Annotated in this window: 16 protein-coding genes and 2 tRNA genes; 8 read left to right on the top strand and 10 right to left on the bottom strand. The window is 72.1% G+C overall.

All coding sequences use genetic code 11. The features are described 5' to 3' along the window. Positions 1–86: 86 nt before the first annotated feature. The 4 genes from rsrA to ACZ4YL_RS06295 form a co-directional block, all read right to left on the bottom strand. The gene (rsrA, locus tag ACZ4YL_RS06310; RefSeq protein WP_030012982.1) at positions 87–392 is read right to left on the bottom strand and encodes a mycothiol system anti-sigma-R factor; all 306 of its coding nucleotides are present in this window, start codon (positions 390–392) and stop codon (positions 87–89) included. Continuing rightward, the gene (locus ACZ4YL_RS06305; RefSeq protein WP_327388486.1) at positions 389–1,033 is read right to left on the bottom strand and encodes a sigma-70 family RNA polymerase sigma factor; all 645 of its coding nucleotides are present in this window, start codon (positions 1,031–1,033) and stop codon (positions 389–391) included. Before ACZ4YL_RS06305 ends, rsrA begins: the two co-directional genes overlap by 4 nt. Positions 1,034–1,321: 288 nt before the next feature. Beyond that, positions 1,322–1,972, bottom strand: coding sequence for an alpha/beta hydrolase family protein (locus ACZ4YL_RS06300; RefSeq protein WP_468114163.1), 651 nt, complete (start codon positions 1,970–1,972; stop codon positions 1,322–1,324). Positions 1,973–1,991: 19 nt separating this feature from the next. Continuing rightward, on the bottom strand, positions 1,992–2,810 hold the full coding sequence (locus tag ACZ4YL_RS06295) for an SOS response-associated peptidase (RefSeq protein ID WP_468114162.1): 819 nt from the start codon (positions 2,808–2,810) through the stop codon (positions 1,992–1,994). 53 nt (positions 2,811–2,863) lie between these two features. Between ACZ4YL_RS06295 and ACZ4YL_RS06290 the strand changes: the two genes are divergently transcribed. The 4 genes from ACZ4YL_RS06290 to ACZ4YL_RS06275 all read left to right on the top strand — a co-directional run bounded on the left by ACZ4YL_RS06290 (position 2,864) and on the right by ACZ4YL_RS06275 (position 6,461). After that, entirely contained in the window at positions 2,864–3,577 is a 714-nt protein-coding gene (locus tag ACZ4YL_RS06290; RefSeq protein WP_468114160.1) for a M50 family metallopeptidase, read from the top strand. 64 nt (positions 3,578–3,641) lie between these two features. After that, entirely contained in the window at positions 3,642–5,015 is a 1,374-nt protein-coding gene (aroA, locus tag ACZ4YL_RS06285; RefSeq protein ID WP_468114159.1) for a 3-phosphoshikimate 1-carboxyvinyltransferase, read from the top strand. Between the two features lie 8 nt (positions 5,016–5,023). After that, positions 5,024–6,034: a ribosome small subunit-dependent GTPase A gene (gene rsgA, locus ACZ4YL_RS06280; protein WP_468114157.1), complete on the top strand. Its 1,011-nt coding sequence runs from the start codon at positions 5,024–5,026 to the stop codon at positions 6,032–6,034. Positions 6,035–6,137: 103 nt separating this feature from the next. Beyond that, complete coding sequence (locus ACZ4YL_RS06275; RefSeq protein WP_030711657.1) at positions 6,138–6,461, top strand: DMT family transporter; 324 nt, start codon at positions 6,138–6,140, stop codon at positions 6,459–6,461. On the opposite strand, the gene ACZ4YL_RS06270 is transcribed toward ACZ4YL_RS06275, so the two are convergent. Further along, positions 6,427–6,969 carry a TetR/AcrR family transcriptional regulator gene (locus tag ACZ4YL_RS06270; protein WP_468114155.1) on the bottom strand — a complete coding sequence of 181 codons (543 nt, stop codon included), beginning with the start codon at positions 6,967–6,969 and terminating at the stop codon, positions 6,427–6,429. The genes ACZ4YL_RS06275 and ACZ4YL_RS06270 overlap by 35 nt on opposite strands. 125 nt (positions 6,970–7,094) lie before the next feature. Here ACZ4YL_RS06270 and hisN point away from each other — a divergent pair, with 125 nt between their 5' ends. Then, positions 7,095–7,898 (top strand): histidinol-phosphatase, encoded by an 804-nt coding sequence (hisN, locus tag ACZ4YL_RS06265; RefSeq protein WP_468114153.1) that lies wholly within the window; start codon positions 7,095–7,097, stop codon positions 7,896–7,898. 170 nt (positions 7,899–8,068) lie between these two features. After that, positions 8,069–8,461: a CBS domain-containing protein gene (locus tag ACZ4YL_RS06260; RefSeq protein ID WP_030385946.1), complete on the top strand. Its 393-nt coding sequence runs from the start codon at positions 8,069–8,071 to the stop codon at positions 8,459–8,461. Between the two features lie 69 nt (positions 8,462–8,530). On the opposite strand, the gene ACZ4YL_RS06255 is transcribed toward ACZ4YL_RS06260, so the two are convergent. Next, entirely contained in the window at positions 8,531–10,000 is a 1,470-nt protein-coding gene (locus tag ACZ4YL_RS06255; protein ID WP_468114151.1) for a catalase, read from the bottom strand. 130 nt (positions 10,001–10,130) lie between these two features. Between ACZ4YL_RS06255 and ACZ4YL_RS06250 the strand changes: the two genes are divergently transcribed. Next, positions 10,131–10,547: a Fur family transcriptional regulator gene (locus tag ACZ4YL_RS06250; RefSeq protein WP_266380203.1), complete on the top strand. Its 417-nt coding sequence runs from the start codon at positions 10,131–10,133 to the stop codon at positions 10,545–10,547. Positions 10,548–10,676: 129 nt separating this feature from the next. Here the strand turns inward: ACZ4YL_RS06250 and ACZ4YL_RS06245 are convergent. Together ACZ4YL_RS06245 and ACZ4YL_RS06240 are read right to left on the bottom strand one after the other, a co-directional pair. Next, a tRNA-Met gene (locus tag ACZ4YL_RS06245) sits at positions 10,677–10,750 on the bottom strand. A 47-nt stretch (positions 10,751–10,797) separates the two neighbouring features. Then, positions 10,798–11,394, bottom strand: a complete 597-nt coding sequence (locus ACZ4YL_RS06240; RefSeq protein ID WP_468114149.1) for a TetR/AcrR family transcriptional regulator — start codon at positions 11,392–11,394, stop codon at positions 10,798–10,800. A 107-nt stretch (positions 11,395–11,501) separates the two neighbouring features. On the opposite strand from ACZ4YL_RS06240, the gene ACZ4YL_RS06235 reads away from it, so the two are divergent. Then, entirely contained in the window at positions 11,502–12,578 is a 1,077-nt protein-coding gene (locus ACZ4YL_RS06235) for an FAD-dependent oxidoreductase (protein WP_468114147.1), read from the top strand. A gap of 31 nt (positions 12,579–12,609) precedes the next feature. Here the strand turns inward: ACZ4YL_RS06235 and ACZ4YL_RS06230 are convergent, their stop codons facing one another. Further along, complete coding sequence (locus ACZ4YL_RS06230) at positions 12,610–14,466, bottom strand: tetratricopeptide repeat protein (RefSeq protein WP_468114146.1); 1,857 nt, start codon at positions 14,464–14,466, stop codon at positions 12,610–12,612. A gap of 192 nt (positions 14,467–14,658) precedes the next feature. Further along, positions 14,659–14,732, bottom strand: a tRNA-Met gene (locus tag ACZ4YL_RS06225). Positions 14,733–14,767 lie beyond the last annotated feature (35 nt).

Here is a 14,767-nt window from a genome sequence, read left to right as displayed (position 1 = left end):
GGACGCCCCCGGATTAGCACATTCGGGTGAAGGAAGTGCTCTTCCGGGGGCGGCTGTTCAATCGTCCGGCCGGTGAACGGCGCGGGTCAGCCGGGCGCGGGATTGTCGGCGGTGACATCGTGGTCGGGCACCGCCTGACCGGACCTGATCAGTTCGATCCGGCCCATCACCTTCGACCGCAGGTCGGTCGGCACGTCGTCCGACCCGCAGCAGCGTTTCACCAGCTTCTTCACGGCCTGTTCCAGGCCGTACTTCTCCAGGCAGGGATTGCACTCGCCGAAATGCGTCTCGAACTTCGTGCAGTCACTGTCCGGCATCTCCTGGTCAAGGAACTCGTACAGGTGGTCCAGGACCTCAGAGCACTCTGTCTCGTGCGGCTCTCCGCAACTCATGAGTCCGAGCCTTTCCGGTCGTTCGGCTCTCCCGCGCCCGCGGGAACCAGCCCGCGCTCACGGGCATAGTCCTCCAGCATTCCGCGGAGTTGACGGCGGCCACGGTGCAGTCGGGACATGACCGTACCGATGGGTGTACCCATGATGTCCGCGATCTCCTTGTACGCAAAGCCCTCTACGTCGGCAAGGTAGACCGCGATGCGGAACTCCTCCGGAATGGCCTGCAGGGCTTCCTTCACGTCCGAATCCGGCAGGTGGTCGAGCGCCTGCGACTCGGCCGAACGCAGTCCGGTCGACATGTGCGACTCGGCGCGCGCCAGCTGCCAGTCCTCGATCTCCTCCGCGGCGCTGCGCTGCGGCTCACGCTGCTTCTTGCGGTAGGAGTTGATGAACGTGTTCGTCAGAATGCGGTAGAGCCACGCCTTCAGGTTGGTGCCCTCGCGGAACTGGTGGAAGGACGCGTACGCCTTCGCGTACGTCTCCTGGACCAGGTCCTCGGCGTCGGCCGGATTGCGCGTCATGCGCAGCGCGGCCGAGTACATCTGGTCGAGGTAGCCGAGGGCGTCCCGTTCGAAGCGCGCATTGCGCTCCAGGGTCGTCTCCTCCGCGTGGCCTTCGTCGGTCCCAGCGACAGGACCCACCTCCTCCGACAGCGTGGCGGCTCCGAAAGCGGATCCGCTCGAATCGGAGAATAGTCGACCTTCCCGGCCCTCCGCCGCCCGAAGCGGGCTGCGCTTGGGCGCGGGCAGCACGGTCCAGTCCAGGTCAGCGGCCTGCCGACGGTTCTGGCTGATGACCTGGGTCATGCGCTCCCTCTCCTCCGACGAGTTCCCCTACGTTCCGACATCCGAGACAACAGAAGGGGCGGGCGGCGCATTCCCGGGCGCCCGGGGGGTTTCCGGCTTTCGCCGGGACGCGGCCGGCGGGGCTCACACGGGGAGCCGCGCGAGCCACTCCCCCACCGCTTCGGTGATCGTCGAGAGCGCTTCCTCCTGGGTGGTGTCCGCCTTCTTCGGCACCGCGAAGCCGTGATCGGCGTACGCCACCTCCACGAGCTCGTACGGGTCCTGCCCGCCCGGCGGCGGGAACTCCTCGGGCCGCCCGAAGGGGTCCCGGCCGCCCTGGACCACGAGGGCGGGCCGGCCGGCCCCGGTGAGCTCCCCGGCGCGGGACTTCTCCGGCCTGCCCGGCGGGTGCAGCGGGAAGGCCAGTGCCAGCACCCCGGCGGCCCCCAGCCCGGCGGCGGTCCGGCAGGCCACCCGGGCCCCGGCGCTGCGCCCGCCCGCGACCACCGGCAGCCCGGGCTCCACGAGCGCCGGCCACAGCCCGCGCCACCCCTCGTCCAGCACCCTGGGCGCGGCGGCGACCTTCTTCCCGGCGACCCGCCAGGGCTGTTCGACCAGGGCCACCGTGATCCCGCGGGCGGGCAGGGCGGCGGCCAGCGCCTGGAGGTCCCGGGCCTCGATGCCGCCGCCGGCGCCGTGGCTCACGGCGAGCACGAGCCTGGGCTCCGGCGCCCGGTGCCAGGTGATGCGGGCCTCGCCCGCCGGGGTGTCGACACTCTCGGTACGCGTGGTCATGCGTCCCATCCTGCCCGGGTCAGAAGAGGGTGCCCTCCTCCGGCGCGGCCAGCTCCGTCAGCAGCTCCGGGCCGTTGTTGCGCACGCTGCTCACCGCCGTCGAGACCGGGTAGGCCCGCATCAGCCCGCCGGGCGGCGGGGCCAGCAGCTCCCGCAGCGAGCCCTCGGTGTCGGTGTTCGCCGGGTCCAGCCAGGCGTCCCAGCGGTCCGGGGTCAGCATCAGCGGCATCCGCGGGTGGATGTCGGCGAGCGAGCGCGGTCCTTCGGCGGGGGCCACGCCCAGGGGGCCGGTCTCGGCCTCCGTGGTGATCACCGAGCAGGTGACCCACCAGGAGAGCGGGTGCTCGTCGGGCAGGGTCCGGTCGCGCCAGAACTCGTATATCCCGGCCATGGCGAAGACGGAGCCGTCGGAGGGGAGCACGAAGTAAGGCTGCTTGCGGGCCCGCTTCTTCTTGCCCTCCACCTCCAGCTGCCGCTCGTCGTGGGCGGTGACCCACTCGTAGTAGCCGTCGGCGGGGACGATGCAGCGGCGCTGCGCGAAGGGCCGGCGGAAGGAGGGCTTCTCGTGCAGGGTCTCGGACCGGGCGTTGATCATCCGGGCGGCGCCGTCGGGGTTCTGGGCCCAGGAGGGGACCAGCCCCCATTTCAGGACCCGCAGCTGGCGAACCGGACGCGGGTGCAAGGCGTCTTTGAGGGGACGGTCGAGGACCACGTGGACCTCTTTCGTCGGCGCGACGTTGAAATCGGGGACCAGGGCCTCCTCCGGGTCCCACCTCTCGATGCCGAAGGCCTCCACGAGGTCCTCGGGCCTACGACTCGCCGCATACCGTCCGCACATGGCTGTCACACTGCCATGTCTCCCGTACCCCACCGCAAGGAGTCCGCCACCTTATGGACAGCAGCACGACGGCCGGTCTCTGGGACCGGCTCACGGGCATACAGACCGCGCCGGAGCAGTGGCTGGTGATCGCGACCGGCGTGGTCGCGCTGGCAGCCGTGGGGCCCCGCCCGCTGTGGCGGCTGTCGCGCAACGCCATCACCATCGCGCACGAGGGCGGGCACGGCCTGCTGGCGCTGCTCACCGGGCGCCGGCTGAGCGGGATACGGCTGCACTCCGACACCAGCGGGGTCACCGTCAGCCGGGGCAAGCCGACGGGGCTGGGGATGATCCTGACCGCGGCCGGCGGCTACACCGCGCCCTCGCTGCTCGGTCTCGGCGGGGCGGCCCTGCTGTCGGCACACCGGATCACGCTGCTCCTGTGGGCCGCCACCGCCCTGCTGGTGGCCATGCTCGTGATGATCCGCAACGCGTACGGGGCCCTGACGGTGGTCCTGACCGGCGGAACCTTCCTGCTGGTGTCCTGGCTGACCCCGGCCGGGGTGCAGGCCGGTTTCGCGTACCTGGTGGTGTGGTTCCTGCTGCTCGGCGGGGTCCGGCCGGTCTTCGAACTGGGGGCCAAGCGCCGGGGCGGCGGGGCACCCGATTCCGACGCCGACCAGCTCGGCCGGCTCACGCACCTGCACCCGGTGGTGTGGCTGCTCTTCTTCCATGTGGTCGCGCTGTGTTCGCTGATCGGCGGCGCCCGCTGGCTGCTCGCCCTGTGACCGCTCCCTGAGACGGGGCCGGGATCAAGATCTGGCATCGGGGGAAGCCACTAAAGTGGGGGCCATGACCGAGACCCCCGCGCTCCCTGCCCTCTGGCCCGCTCCGCTCGCCGATGGGACCGTCCACGCCACCGTCACGGTGCCGGGATCCAAATCGGTCACCAACCGGGCCCTCGTGCTCGCCGCGCTCGCCGCCGAGCCCGGCTGGGTGCGCCGCCCGCTGCGCTCGCGCGACTCCCAGCTGATGGCCGACGCGCTGCGCGCGATGGGCGTCGGCATCGAGGAGACCGTCTCGTCCAGCTCCGCCGGTGACGGCGCGGGCGGTGAGGCCTGGCGGGTCATCCCGGCGGCCCTGCACGGCCCGACGACCGTGGACGTCGGCAACGCGGGCACGGTCATGCGCTTCCTGCCGCCGGTCGCCACCCTCGCCGACGGCGACATCCGCTTCGACGGCGACCCGCGCTCCTACGAGCGCCCGCTGGGCCAGGTCATCAGCGCCCTGCGCACCCTCGGCGCCCGCATCGACGACGACGGCCGGGGCGCGCTGCCCATGACCGTCCTGGGCGGCGGGGCGCTGGAGGGCGGCACGGTCGAGATCGACGCCAGCAACTCCTCGCAGTTCGTCTCCGCGCTGCTGCTCTCCGCCCCGCGCTTCAACCAGGGCGTCGAGGTCCGGCACGTGGGCGGCAACCTGCCGTCGATGCCGCACATCCGGATGACCGTGGAGATGCTGCGCGCGGCGGGCGCCCAGGTCGACACCCCCGAGGCCGGGGGCGAGAAGGACGTGTGGCGGGTCACCCCCGGCGCGCTGCTGGGCCGCGACATGGTCGTGGAGCCGGACCTCTCCAACGCGCAGCCCTTCCTGGCCGCCGCCCTGATCACCGGTGGCACGGTGACCGTCCCGGACTGGCCGCGCCGCACCACCCAGCCGGGCGACGCGCTGCGCCGGATCTTCACCGAGATGGGCGGCTCCTGCGAGCTGACCGACGCGGGCCTGGTCTTCACCGGCACCGGCAAGATCCACGGCATCGACGTGGACCTGAGCGAGGTCGGCGAGCTCACCCCGGGCATCGCGGCCGTGGCCGCGCTGGCCGACTCCGAGTCGGTGCTGCGCGGTGTCGCGCACCTGCGGCTGCACGAGACGGACCGGCTGGCCGCGCTGACCAAGGAGATCAACGCGCTCGGCGGCGATGTCACCGAGACCGCCGACGGCCTGCGCATCCGGCCGCGCCGGATGCACGGCGGCGTGTTCCACACGTACGACGACCACCGGATGGCCACCGCGGGCGCGGTGATCGGCCTGGCGGTGGAGGGCGTACAGATCGAGAACGTGGCGACGACCGCGAAGACCCTGCCGGACTTCCCGCAGATGTGGGCGGACATGCTCGCCGGGGACACAGGTGGTTCCGGGACGCCCGGAGCGGGTGCGGGAGCGTAGGGCCCGTCATGCGCAGGTACGGCAAGAACACCGACGAGGACGACATCCGCCAGCGCCCGAACCCCAAGGGCAACCGGCCGCGGACCAGCATCCGGCCCAAGCACGAGGACGCGGCCGAGGGCTTCGTCCTGACCGTCGACCGCGGCCGGCTGACCTGCCTGGTCGAGGGCCGTTCCGTACACGCGATGAAGGCCCGCGAGCTCGGCCGCAAGGCCGCGGTGGTCGGCGACCGGGTCTGGATCGTCGGTGACCTGACCGGCAAGAAGGACACCCTGGCCCGCATCGTGCGGATCGAGGAGCGCAAGTCCGTCCTGCGGCGCACCGCCGACGACGACGACCCGTACGAGCGGGTGGTCGTCGCCAACGCCGACCAGCTGGCCATCGTCACGGCCCTGGCCGACCCGGAGCCGCGGCCCCGGATGATCGACCGCTGCCTGGTCGCGGCGTACGACGCGGGGCTGGAGCCGCTGCTGGTGCTCACCAAGTCCGACCTGACCTCCGCGGACAAGATCCTGGAGATCTACTCGACCTTCGGCCTGAAGTACGTGGTGACCAACCGCGAGGAGCTCGCGGCGGGCGACGCGGCCGACCGGGTGCGCGAGCACCTCAACGGCCGGATCACCGCCTTCGTCGGCCACTCGGGCGTCGGCAAGACCACGCTGGTGAACTCGCTGGTCGCCGAGGGCCGCCAGCGCGCCACCGGAGTGGTCAACGCGGTGACCGGCCGCGGCCGGCACACCACCACCTCGGCGCTCGCGCTGCCGCTGCCGGGCGGCGACGGCTGGGTCATCGACACCCCGGGCGTGCGCTCCTTCGGACTGCACCACGTGGACCCGTCCCGGGTGATCCTGGCCTTCCCCGAGCTGGTTCCGGGCACCGAGGAGTGCCCGCGCGCATGCAGCCACGACGAGCCGGACTGCGCGCTCGACAAGTGGGTGGAGGACGGCCACGCGGACCCGGCCCGGCTGTATTCGCTGCGGCGGCTGCTGGAGACGCGCGAGCGGCGCGAGGGCGACTGACCGTCCGGCGGTGGGTCGGCCGCGTTTGTCGAGGGCCCTGTCTGGATAAATGCATAATCGCACCAAGTGACGCGATGTCACCTGACGCGGGGAGGCATTCGACATGGCGTGGCTGCTGGTCGTGGTCGCGGGACTCCTGGAGACCGGTTTCGCGGTCTGCCTCAAGCTCTCCCACGGATTCACCCGGCTGGGGCCGACCATCGCCTTCGCCTGCTTCGCGCTCGGCAGCTTCGGTCTGCTGACCCTGGCACTCAAGAAGCTGGACGTGGGGCCGGCGTACGCGGTGTGGACGGGCATCGGCGCGGCCGGGACGGCGATCTACGGCATGGTCTTCCTCGGCGACCTGGTCTCCACCCTCAAACTCGTCTCGATCTCGCTGGTCATCCTGGGCGTCATCGGGCTCCAGCTGTCCGGGTCGGCGCACTGAGCAGCCTGCGCAGCTCACCCGGCCCCGGCTCCTCCCCCGGGGCGATCACGTAGGAGAGGGCGAGGCGTACGGCGAGTTCGCAGCGCTGTGGGCCCTCCCCCGGCGTCAGCGCGGCGGCCGCCCGGTCCCGGACGGCCCGGGCCAGCTCACCGGGCCCGGGTGCCCGGCCGCCCGCCGCGGGCAGACCCGCGTCCCAGGCGCCGGTGAGCAGGGCCCGTACGAGGGGCTGGGCGCGGGCCGCCCGTACGGTCCACTCCGCGACGGCGGCGAGCCGCTCGGCGGCCTGGGCCGGGGCGGACAGGGCCCGGTCGACCCCGTCGAGGTAGCGGTCGGCCTCGCGGCGGACCAGCGCGCGGCCCAGGCCCGCCTTGCCGCCGAACTCGTTGTAGAGGGTCTGCCGGGACACCCCGGCGGCCGCGGCCACGTCGACCATCCGCACGTCCGGCCAGGGGCGCGCCGAGAGCGCCGCTCCCGCCGCCTCCAGCAAGGACTCCCGGGCTGCCGGCATCCGCGCCTCCCCGTTCGGCTCTCTCCGGTCAGAGTTGACGGGCCGCCAGATCCTGTCAAGGGCGCACCGGGGCCGCACTGTGGACAGCGTTGGTCGGGCTCCGGGAGTCTCGATACTGTTCGGACATGCCCGAGTATGACGATGACCTGCGCCTTGCCCTCGAACTCGCCGACGCGGCGGACGCCGCCACGATGGAGCGCTTCCGCGCCCTCGACCTGCAGGTCGAGACGAAGCCGGACATGACCCCGGTGAGCGAGGCGGACAAGGCGGCCGAGGAGATCATCCGGGCCGGTATCGCGGCCGCGCGGCCGGACGACGCCATCCTGGGCGAGGAGTACGGGCTCAAGGGCAGCGGTCCGCGCCGCTGGGTGGTGGACCCGATCGACGGCACGAAGAACTACGTGCGCGGGGTCCCCGTCTGGGCGACCCTGATCTCCCTGATGACCGAGGACACCGACGGCGAGTTCCGCCCGGTGGTCGGCGTGGTGTCCGCGCCGGCGCTGGGCCGCCGCTGGTGGGCGACCAGGGGCGGGGGCGCGTACGCGGGCGGCGCGCTCGGCGAGACCGGCGCGATCGGCGTGTCGAAGGTGGGCGGGCTGGGCGACGCCTCGTTCGCGTACTCCTCGCTGAGCGGCTGGGAGGAGCAGGGCCGGCTGGCCGGGTTCCTGGACCTGACCCGGGCGTGCTGGCGGACCCGCGGCTACGGGGACTTCTGGCCGTACATGATGGTCGCGGAGGGCTCGCTGGACCTGTGCGCCGAGCCCGAACTCAACCTCTGGGACATGGCGGCCATCGCGGTCGTGGTCCAGGAGGCGGGCGGCCGCTTCACCAGCCTGGACGGCGTGGACGGGGTGCACGGCGGGAACGCCGCGGCCTCGAACGGACTGCTCCACGAGGAGATGCTGAACCTGCTGCGCCCGCGCGCCTGAGCCCGTCGCGCGCTGTCCGCGCTCCGTTGCGCGCCTTCTTGTCGGCCCTGCGGGTCCATGGGAATCTGATACTCCCCACGCTTGTGCGCTTGTGAACCGTTTCTCTTGAGGCGGCTCCCCGGGCGCACCCACCCAGGCGGGGGGACTCACCCCAGGAGGTGGCTCTCTTCATGCTCGTCCGCGACGCCATGAGCACCGTGATCCTCACCCTCGGACCCGCACACACCCTCCGGCAGGCGGCCTGCCTGATGTCCGGCCGGCGCGTCGGCGCGGCCGTCGTCCTCGACCCCGACCACAGCGGAATCGGCATCCTGACCGAGCGTGACATCCTCAACTCGATCGGCGCGGGCCATGACCCGGACCGGGAGTCCGTGGGCGCGCACACCACCAACAACGTCGTGTTCTGCACCCCGGAGGCCACGGTGCAGGAAGCCGCCGAGGCGATGGCCCACGGCGGCTTCCGGCACCTGATCGTGCTGGAGCACGGCGGACCCGTCGGCATCGTGTCCGTGCGCGACGTCATCCGCTGCTGGGTCCCGGCGCGGCGCACGGTCCCCGCGTGAAACGACGCCGGGCCGCAGTCCTCCGAGGAGGGCTGCGGCCCGGCGTCCTGCTACGGCAAGCGCTCCGTGTCAGCCGCGGAGGGCCTGGACCGCGGCTTCGAGCCGCTTGCCGAAGTCACCGTCCGCCTGGCGGAAGTTGTTGATCGCGCGCTCGGCTATGTCGTCGCGGGAGACCTTGGCGATGAAGCCGGACAGGTTCTCGATCAGACGGGACTTCTCGTCCTCCGAGTACAGGCGGTAGAGGTTGCCCGCCTGGACGAAGTCGTTGTCCTCGCTGTGGACGGCGGCGGCGTGGTTGCCCGTGCCACCGGTCACGTCGATGGGCTGCCACAGCGGGCGGTCCGTCTGGTGCGGGCCGCCGAAGCTGTTCGGCTCGTAGTTCTTCGCGCCCTTGTGGCGGCCGTCGTACAGGTAGCCGTCGCGGGAGTTGGTGCGCGCCTCGGTGGCGTGCGGGCGGTTCACCGGCAGGTGGTCGGCGTTGATGCCGACGCGGTAGCGGTGGGCGTCGCCGTAGCCGAAGAGGCGGCCCTGGAGCATCTTGTCCGGGGACGGACCGATGCCGGGGACGAAGTGCGCCGGGCTGAAGATGCTCTGCTCGACCTCGGCGAAGACGTTCTCCGGGTTGCGGTTGAGCTCCAGCTTGCCGATCTCGATCGGCGGGTAGTCCTCGTGCGGCCACACCTTGGTGAGGTCGAACGGGTTGAAGCGGTACTGGGCGGCCTCGGCCGCGGGCATGATCTGGGCCTGCACGGTCCAGGTCGGGAAGTCGCCGCGCTCGATGGACTCGCGCAGGTCGCGCTGGTGCGAGTCGGGGTCCTCACCGGCGAGCCGGTTGGCCTCGGCCTGGGTGAGGTTCTTGATGCCCTGGTCGGTCTTGAAGTGGTACTTGACCCAGAAGACCTCGCCGGCCTCGTTGTTCCACTGGAACGTGTGCGAGCCGTAGCCGTTCATGTGGCGGTAGGACGCCGGGATGCCGCGGTCACCGAACAGCCAGGTCACCTGGTGGGTCGACTCGGGCGACAGACCCCAGAAGTCCCAGACGTTGTCCGCCTCCTGCGAGCCCGTGTACGGGTCGCGCTTCTGGGTGTGGATGAAGTCGGGGAACTTGATGGCGTCCTTGATGAAGAACACCGGGGTGTTGTTGCCGACGAGGTCGTAGTTGCCCTCTTCGGTGTAGAACTTCAGCGCCCAGCCGCGGGGGTCGCGGACCGCGTCGGCGCTGCCGAGGTTGCCGGCGACGGTGGAGAAGCGCAGGAAGGTCTCGGTCTCCTTGCCGACCTCGGACAGGAACTTGGCCCGGGTCCACTGCGAGACGTCGCGGGTCAGCGTGAAGGTGCCGTACGCACCGGCGCCGCGGGCGTGCACCACGCGCTCCGGGATGCGCTCGCGGTTGAAGTGCGCGAGCTTCTCCAGCAGCAGCTGGTCCTGGACCAGAACGGGGCCGCCGACGCCGGCGGTCTCGCTGTTCTGGTTATCGGCGACCGGCGCTCCGGCCTCCGTGGTGAGCGGTCCCTGCGTCACGTGCGCCTCCTGCGTCATCCCTGCATGTCCTGTCCTTGGCGTTTGCCGTAACCGATCCTACGATGGACTTTGTCTAAGTCAAGTAAGCATCCAAGTCCACATCGGTTCGGGAGTTACACCGAATCCCCTCACTGTTAGGCTGATGTCTATGAGTGACCTGCTGGATCGACTTCGCGGACGCGGCTGGCGCATGACGGCGCAGCGGCGTGTCGTGGCCGAGGTGCTCGACGGTGACCACGTGCACCTGACGGCCGACGAGGTGCACGCGCTCGCGGTGGCCAAGCTGCCCGAGATCTCCCGTGCGACCGTCTACAACACCCTGGGCGAACTCGTCACCCTCGGCGAGGTACTGGAGGTCTCCACGGACCGCCGCGCCAAGCGGTACGACCCGAACGCGCACCGGCCCCACCAGCACCTGGTCTGCGCGCAGTGCGGCGCGATCCGCGACGTGCACCCGGCCGGCAACCCGCTGGCCGACCTGCCGGACACGGAACGCTTCGGCTTCGTCGTGTCGGCGGTCGAGGTGACGTACCGCGGCGTCTGCCCGAACTGCGCGGCCGCCTGAGCACACGCACACGAAAGGGCCCGGACCCCTCAGGGGGCCGGGCCCTTCGCGTTCACCTTCTTGCAGGCGGAAACGGATCGGGAACGACTCAGGGCCCGGATCCATTGGATCCGGGCCCTGAGTCTTCAGTAGCGGGGACAGGATTTGAACCTGCGACCTCTGGGTTATGAGCCCAGCGAGCTACCGAGCTGCTCCACCCCGCGTCGGTAAACCCAACGTTACGTGAAGGCCCACGGCAGATGCAAATCGGTTAACCGGCCAGCCCCCGGTGCAGGAGCGCGGTCAGCGTCTCCACCACCTCGTCGTCGTCGAGTCCGGTCTCGCCGGTCATGGCGGCGTACCCCAGCATCGAGATCATCGCCCCCATCGCCGCGGCGACCAGTTCGGGGTCCCCGGGCAGCTCACGGCCCCGTTCGCGCATGTACGCGAGGTGCTCACGAAGCGGCGCGGTGTCCCCGAGGAGACGCCCCCAGACCTGCCCCGAGCCGGGCGGTTCGGCCATGGACTTCTGGAAGAGGGCGACCACGACGGGCAGATGGTCCCGGAAGACGCGCCAGGTGACCGCCACATGCGTCCGCAGCTGCGCCCGGTCGGCGAGGTCGTGTTCGCGGGGGTGATCGTGGGCGCCGACCTCCACGTCCACCTGGGCCCCCATGTCCGCGAGCAGCGCGTCCAGCAGTTCGTCCTTGCCCGCGAAGTGCTCGTAGAAGGACCCGGTGGACCGGCCGGCGGCCTTGGTGATGTCGGTGATCTTCGTCTGCGCGTAGCCGCGCTCCAGGAAGAGCGCCCGCGCCGCCTCCTTGAGCGCTGCCTCCGTGCCGGCCGCCCGCTCCTTGCGCACTCCCACCGCGATCTCCGTTCCCACTTGACGCCGTCTTCCCGGCCTCATCATACTGAACCGAGTTTCACCGAATCAGAATTCAGTGAATGCAGATTCAGCGAGAGGGGTCGGACATGCGTGTGTCAGTCATCGGGGGCGGCGTCGCCGGAGCTGCGAGCGCGATCGCTCTGCGCCGCGCGACCGGCGCAGAGGTCACGGTCCACGAGGCGTACGAGGACCCGGCCGGGCAGGTGGGCTCGTTCCTCAGCCTCGCCGTCAACGGGCTGCGGGGGCTGGACGAGCTGGGCTGCCTCGCCGAGGTCCAGGCCGCCGGGTTCCCGGTCGCCCTGCAGCGGATGTGGTCCGCCTCGGGCAAGCTCCTCGGGGAGGTGCCGCGCGGCCGGCGCGCCTCGGACAGCCTGCACAGCACGACGCTGCTGCGCGGGCGGCTGGTGGAGGTGCTGCGCGCCGAGGCGGTCCGGGCCGGGGCCCGGATCGAGACGGGGCGGCGGGTGGACCCGGCGGACCTGGACGCGGACCTGGTGGTGGCGGCCGACGGCATCTGGTCCGCCACCCGCCCGGCGCTGGACCCGGCGGCGCCGCAGGTGCGGTACGCGGGGCTCTACAGCGTGTCGGGGGTCTCCCAAGGCGTGCACCTCACGCCCGGCACCTACCACTTCGTCTTCGGCCGCCGGGGGGCGTTCCTCTGCGTCCCGGCGGCGGACGGCACGGTCTGGTGGTCGGCCCAGGTGCCCGCCCCGGAGCCCCCGGACCCGGCGGAGGTCACCCAGGCCCTGCTGGCGGAGCTGTACGGCAAGGAGGACCTGCCGCTGTCCCTGATCCGGGCGGCCACCCGCGTCGACCGCCCGATGCCGATGCACCGGCTGGCGGACGTGCCCGTCTGGCACGACGGACGCACCGTCCTGATCGGCGACGCCGCCCACCCGGTCGGGGCCGGGCAGGGCGCGTCGATGGCGATCGAGGACGCGGTGACCCTGGCGCGGTGCGTGGCATCGGTCCCGGGCGTGGACGCGGCCCTGGCCGAGTACACCCGGCTGCGCCGCCCCCGGGTGGCCCGGATGACCCGGGCCGCGGCGACGAACCGCGATTCGAAGACCCCGGGCACGGTGCAGCGCCGGGTCAACGACCTGCTGATGCCGCTCGCCTTCCGGCACGTCTACGCCCGCTCCACCTCCTGGCTCTACCGCTAGGGGGTGTCCGCAGGGGGTGTCTTGCCGGGGCTCAGGCCGAGAGTTCCTCGGCCAGGGCCTCGCGGAGCCGGGCCGCGCGTTCCGAGACCTCGGCCGGGCCCAGTTCCATGGCCCGCACGCACCACTTCTGGCCCTCCGCGAGGTCCCCGTGGCGGGCCGCGAGCAGGCCGAGGCGCAGGGCGGCGCGGCCGTGGCCCGCCACCGCCGCGCGGGTCCACCACAGGGCGGCCTCCGGCTCGCTCCCCTCGCGGGCCAGCAGCAGCCCGAGGTTGAAGGCGCCGTTGCGGGAGCCGGCCTCGGCCGCCTCCCGGTACCAGCGCGCGGCCACGGCCAGGTCGCCGCGGGCGGCGGCCAGCATGCCGACCCGCACCTGGGCCCGGCGGTGCCCCAGCTCGGCGGCCCGCTCGTACCACTCCTCGCTCTCGGTGCGCGGGGCGCCGCCCACGGGCTCGCCCAGCGCAACCGGCTCCGGCGGCGGGGCCAGTGACTCCAGCAGCGCGGCCAGGCGGAACGCCGCCTCCGCGCTGCCGCCGCCCGCCGCGCAGCGCAGGTGCCGCTCGGCCGCCCGGTCCTCGCCGTCGCGCACCAGCGCGATGCCGACCTGCAGCGCCGCGTCGGTGTGACCGGCCGACGCGGCCCGCTCGTACCACTTCAACGCCGTCCGGTCCTCGTCGCGGCTGGCGAACAGGATCCCGAGGTTGAACGCGGCGTCGACGCTGCCCGCCTCGGCCGCCTTCGAGAACCAGGGCTCGGCGCCCGCCGCGTCCCCGACCTGGAGCAGCATGATCGCCAGCGCGTTGGCCGCCTCGCGGTGCCCGGCGTAGGCGGCCCTCCGGTACCACTGCTCGGCCTGCGCGGTCCGGTCCTGTGCGACGCACAGCAGAGCAAGGTTGTACGCCCCGTTTTGGTCGCCCGCGTCCATGGCGGTCCGGTACCAGCGCTCCGCAGTCTGGGTCTCGCCGCGTGCGGCGTGCAGCGCGCCCAGCGCGTTGGCGGCGTTGCCGTCGCCGTCCTGCGCCGCCCGGTGCCACCACACGGCGGCGCTCTCCTCGTCGCCGGCGTCGCGCAGCAGGAAGCCGAGCGCGCACGCCGCCCGGGCCTCCCCCTGCTTGGCGGAGGTCAGGTACCAGCGCCCGGCCTCCTTGAGCTCGCCGCGTGCCTCCAGCAGGGCGCCCAGGTGCAGGGCGGCGCGCCGGTGCCCGCGCGCGGCCGCCTGCCGGTACCACTGCTCGGCCTCGGTGGGGTCGCCCTTGCGCAGGTGCCTCGCCAGCCGGTACGCGGCTTCGCGGTGCCCCTGTTCGGCGGCGGCGCGGAACCACCGCTCGACGCCCTTGTCCCCGCGGTGCTCCAGCAGGTCGGCCAGCCCGTACGCGCCCAGCGCGTGGCCGGACTCGGCCGCCTGCCGCATCCAGTACTCGGCGGCGGGCTCGTCCCCGCGCTCACGGAAGTAGCGGCCGAGGGCGTGCGCGGCGGGGGCGGATCCGGCGACGGCAGCGACCCGCCACCAGTCGGCCGCGTCCTCGGGGTAGCCCCGCTGGTGGAGCAGCACGCCGAGGTTGTTCGCGGCGGCGCGGTCCCCCGCGCCGGTGGCTCCCCGCAGGTACGGTTCGGCGCCGTCGAGGTCGCCGCGGCGCAGCAGGAGCGCGCCGAGCACGCTCATGGCTCCGGGGTCGCCCTTGTCTGCGGCCACCCGGTGCCGTGCTTCCAGCTCGGCGTCGCTCGCCGCGTCGGTCTCGGCGAACATCTCCTGCGCGAAATCCGCATCGGTCAGTGCCGTCTGCGCGTCGGCGACCGGAGCCGCCCCCTCGGCCTCTGTGTCCGTCCCGGACTCCGCCCTCACAAACCGCCCTGTCTCCAGCAGAGTTGACCTGTCCCCCATAAATCCCATCGTCGCATCACCTGCTACCCGCGTACACCTGGTATGTCGCAGCCAGTGAGGTCACTACAGCGTTTTGTCGACATGCCCACAGTGAGGCAAGTCAAACACGCTCCACCCACAAGTCACCCTCCCCGGCTACCGCGTGTCCGTCCCGGACATGACGAAGGCCCGGATCCCATGGATCCGGGCCTTCATCTTCAGTAGCGGGGACAGGATTTGAACCTGCGACCTCTGGGTTATGAGCCCAGCGAGCTACCGAGCTGCTCCACCCCGCGTCGGTGAAACCACAGTATCACGACGCGGGGTGGAA

The organism is Streptomyces sp. NPDC030021 (assembly GCF_055574035.1).
This window is presented reverse-complemented; position numbering and strand designations above follow the sequence as displayed.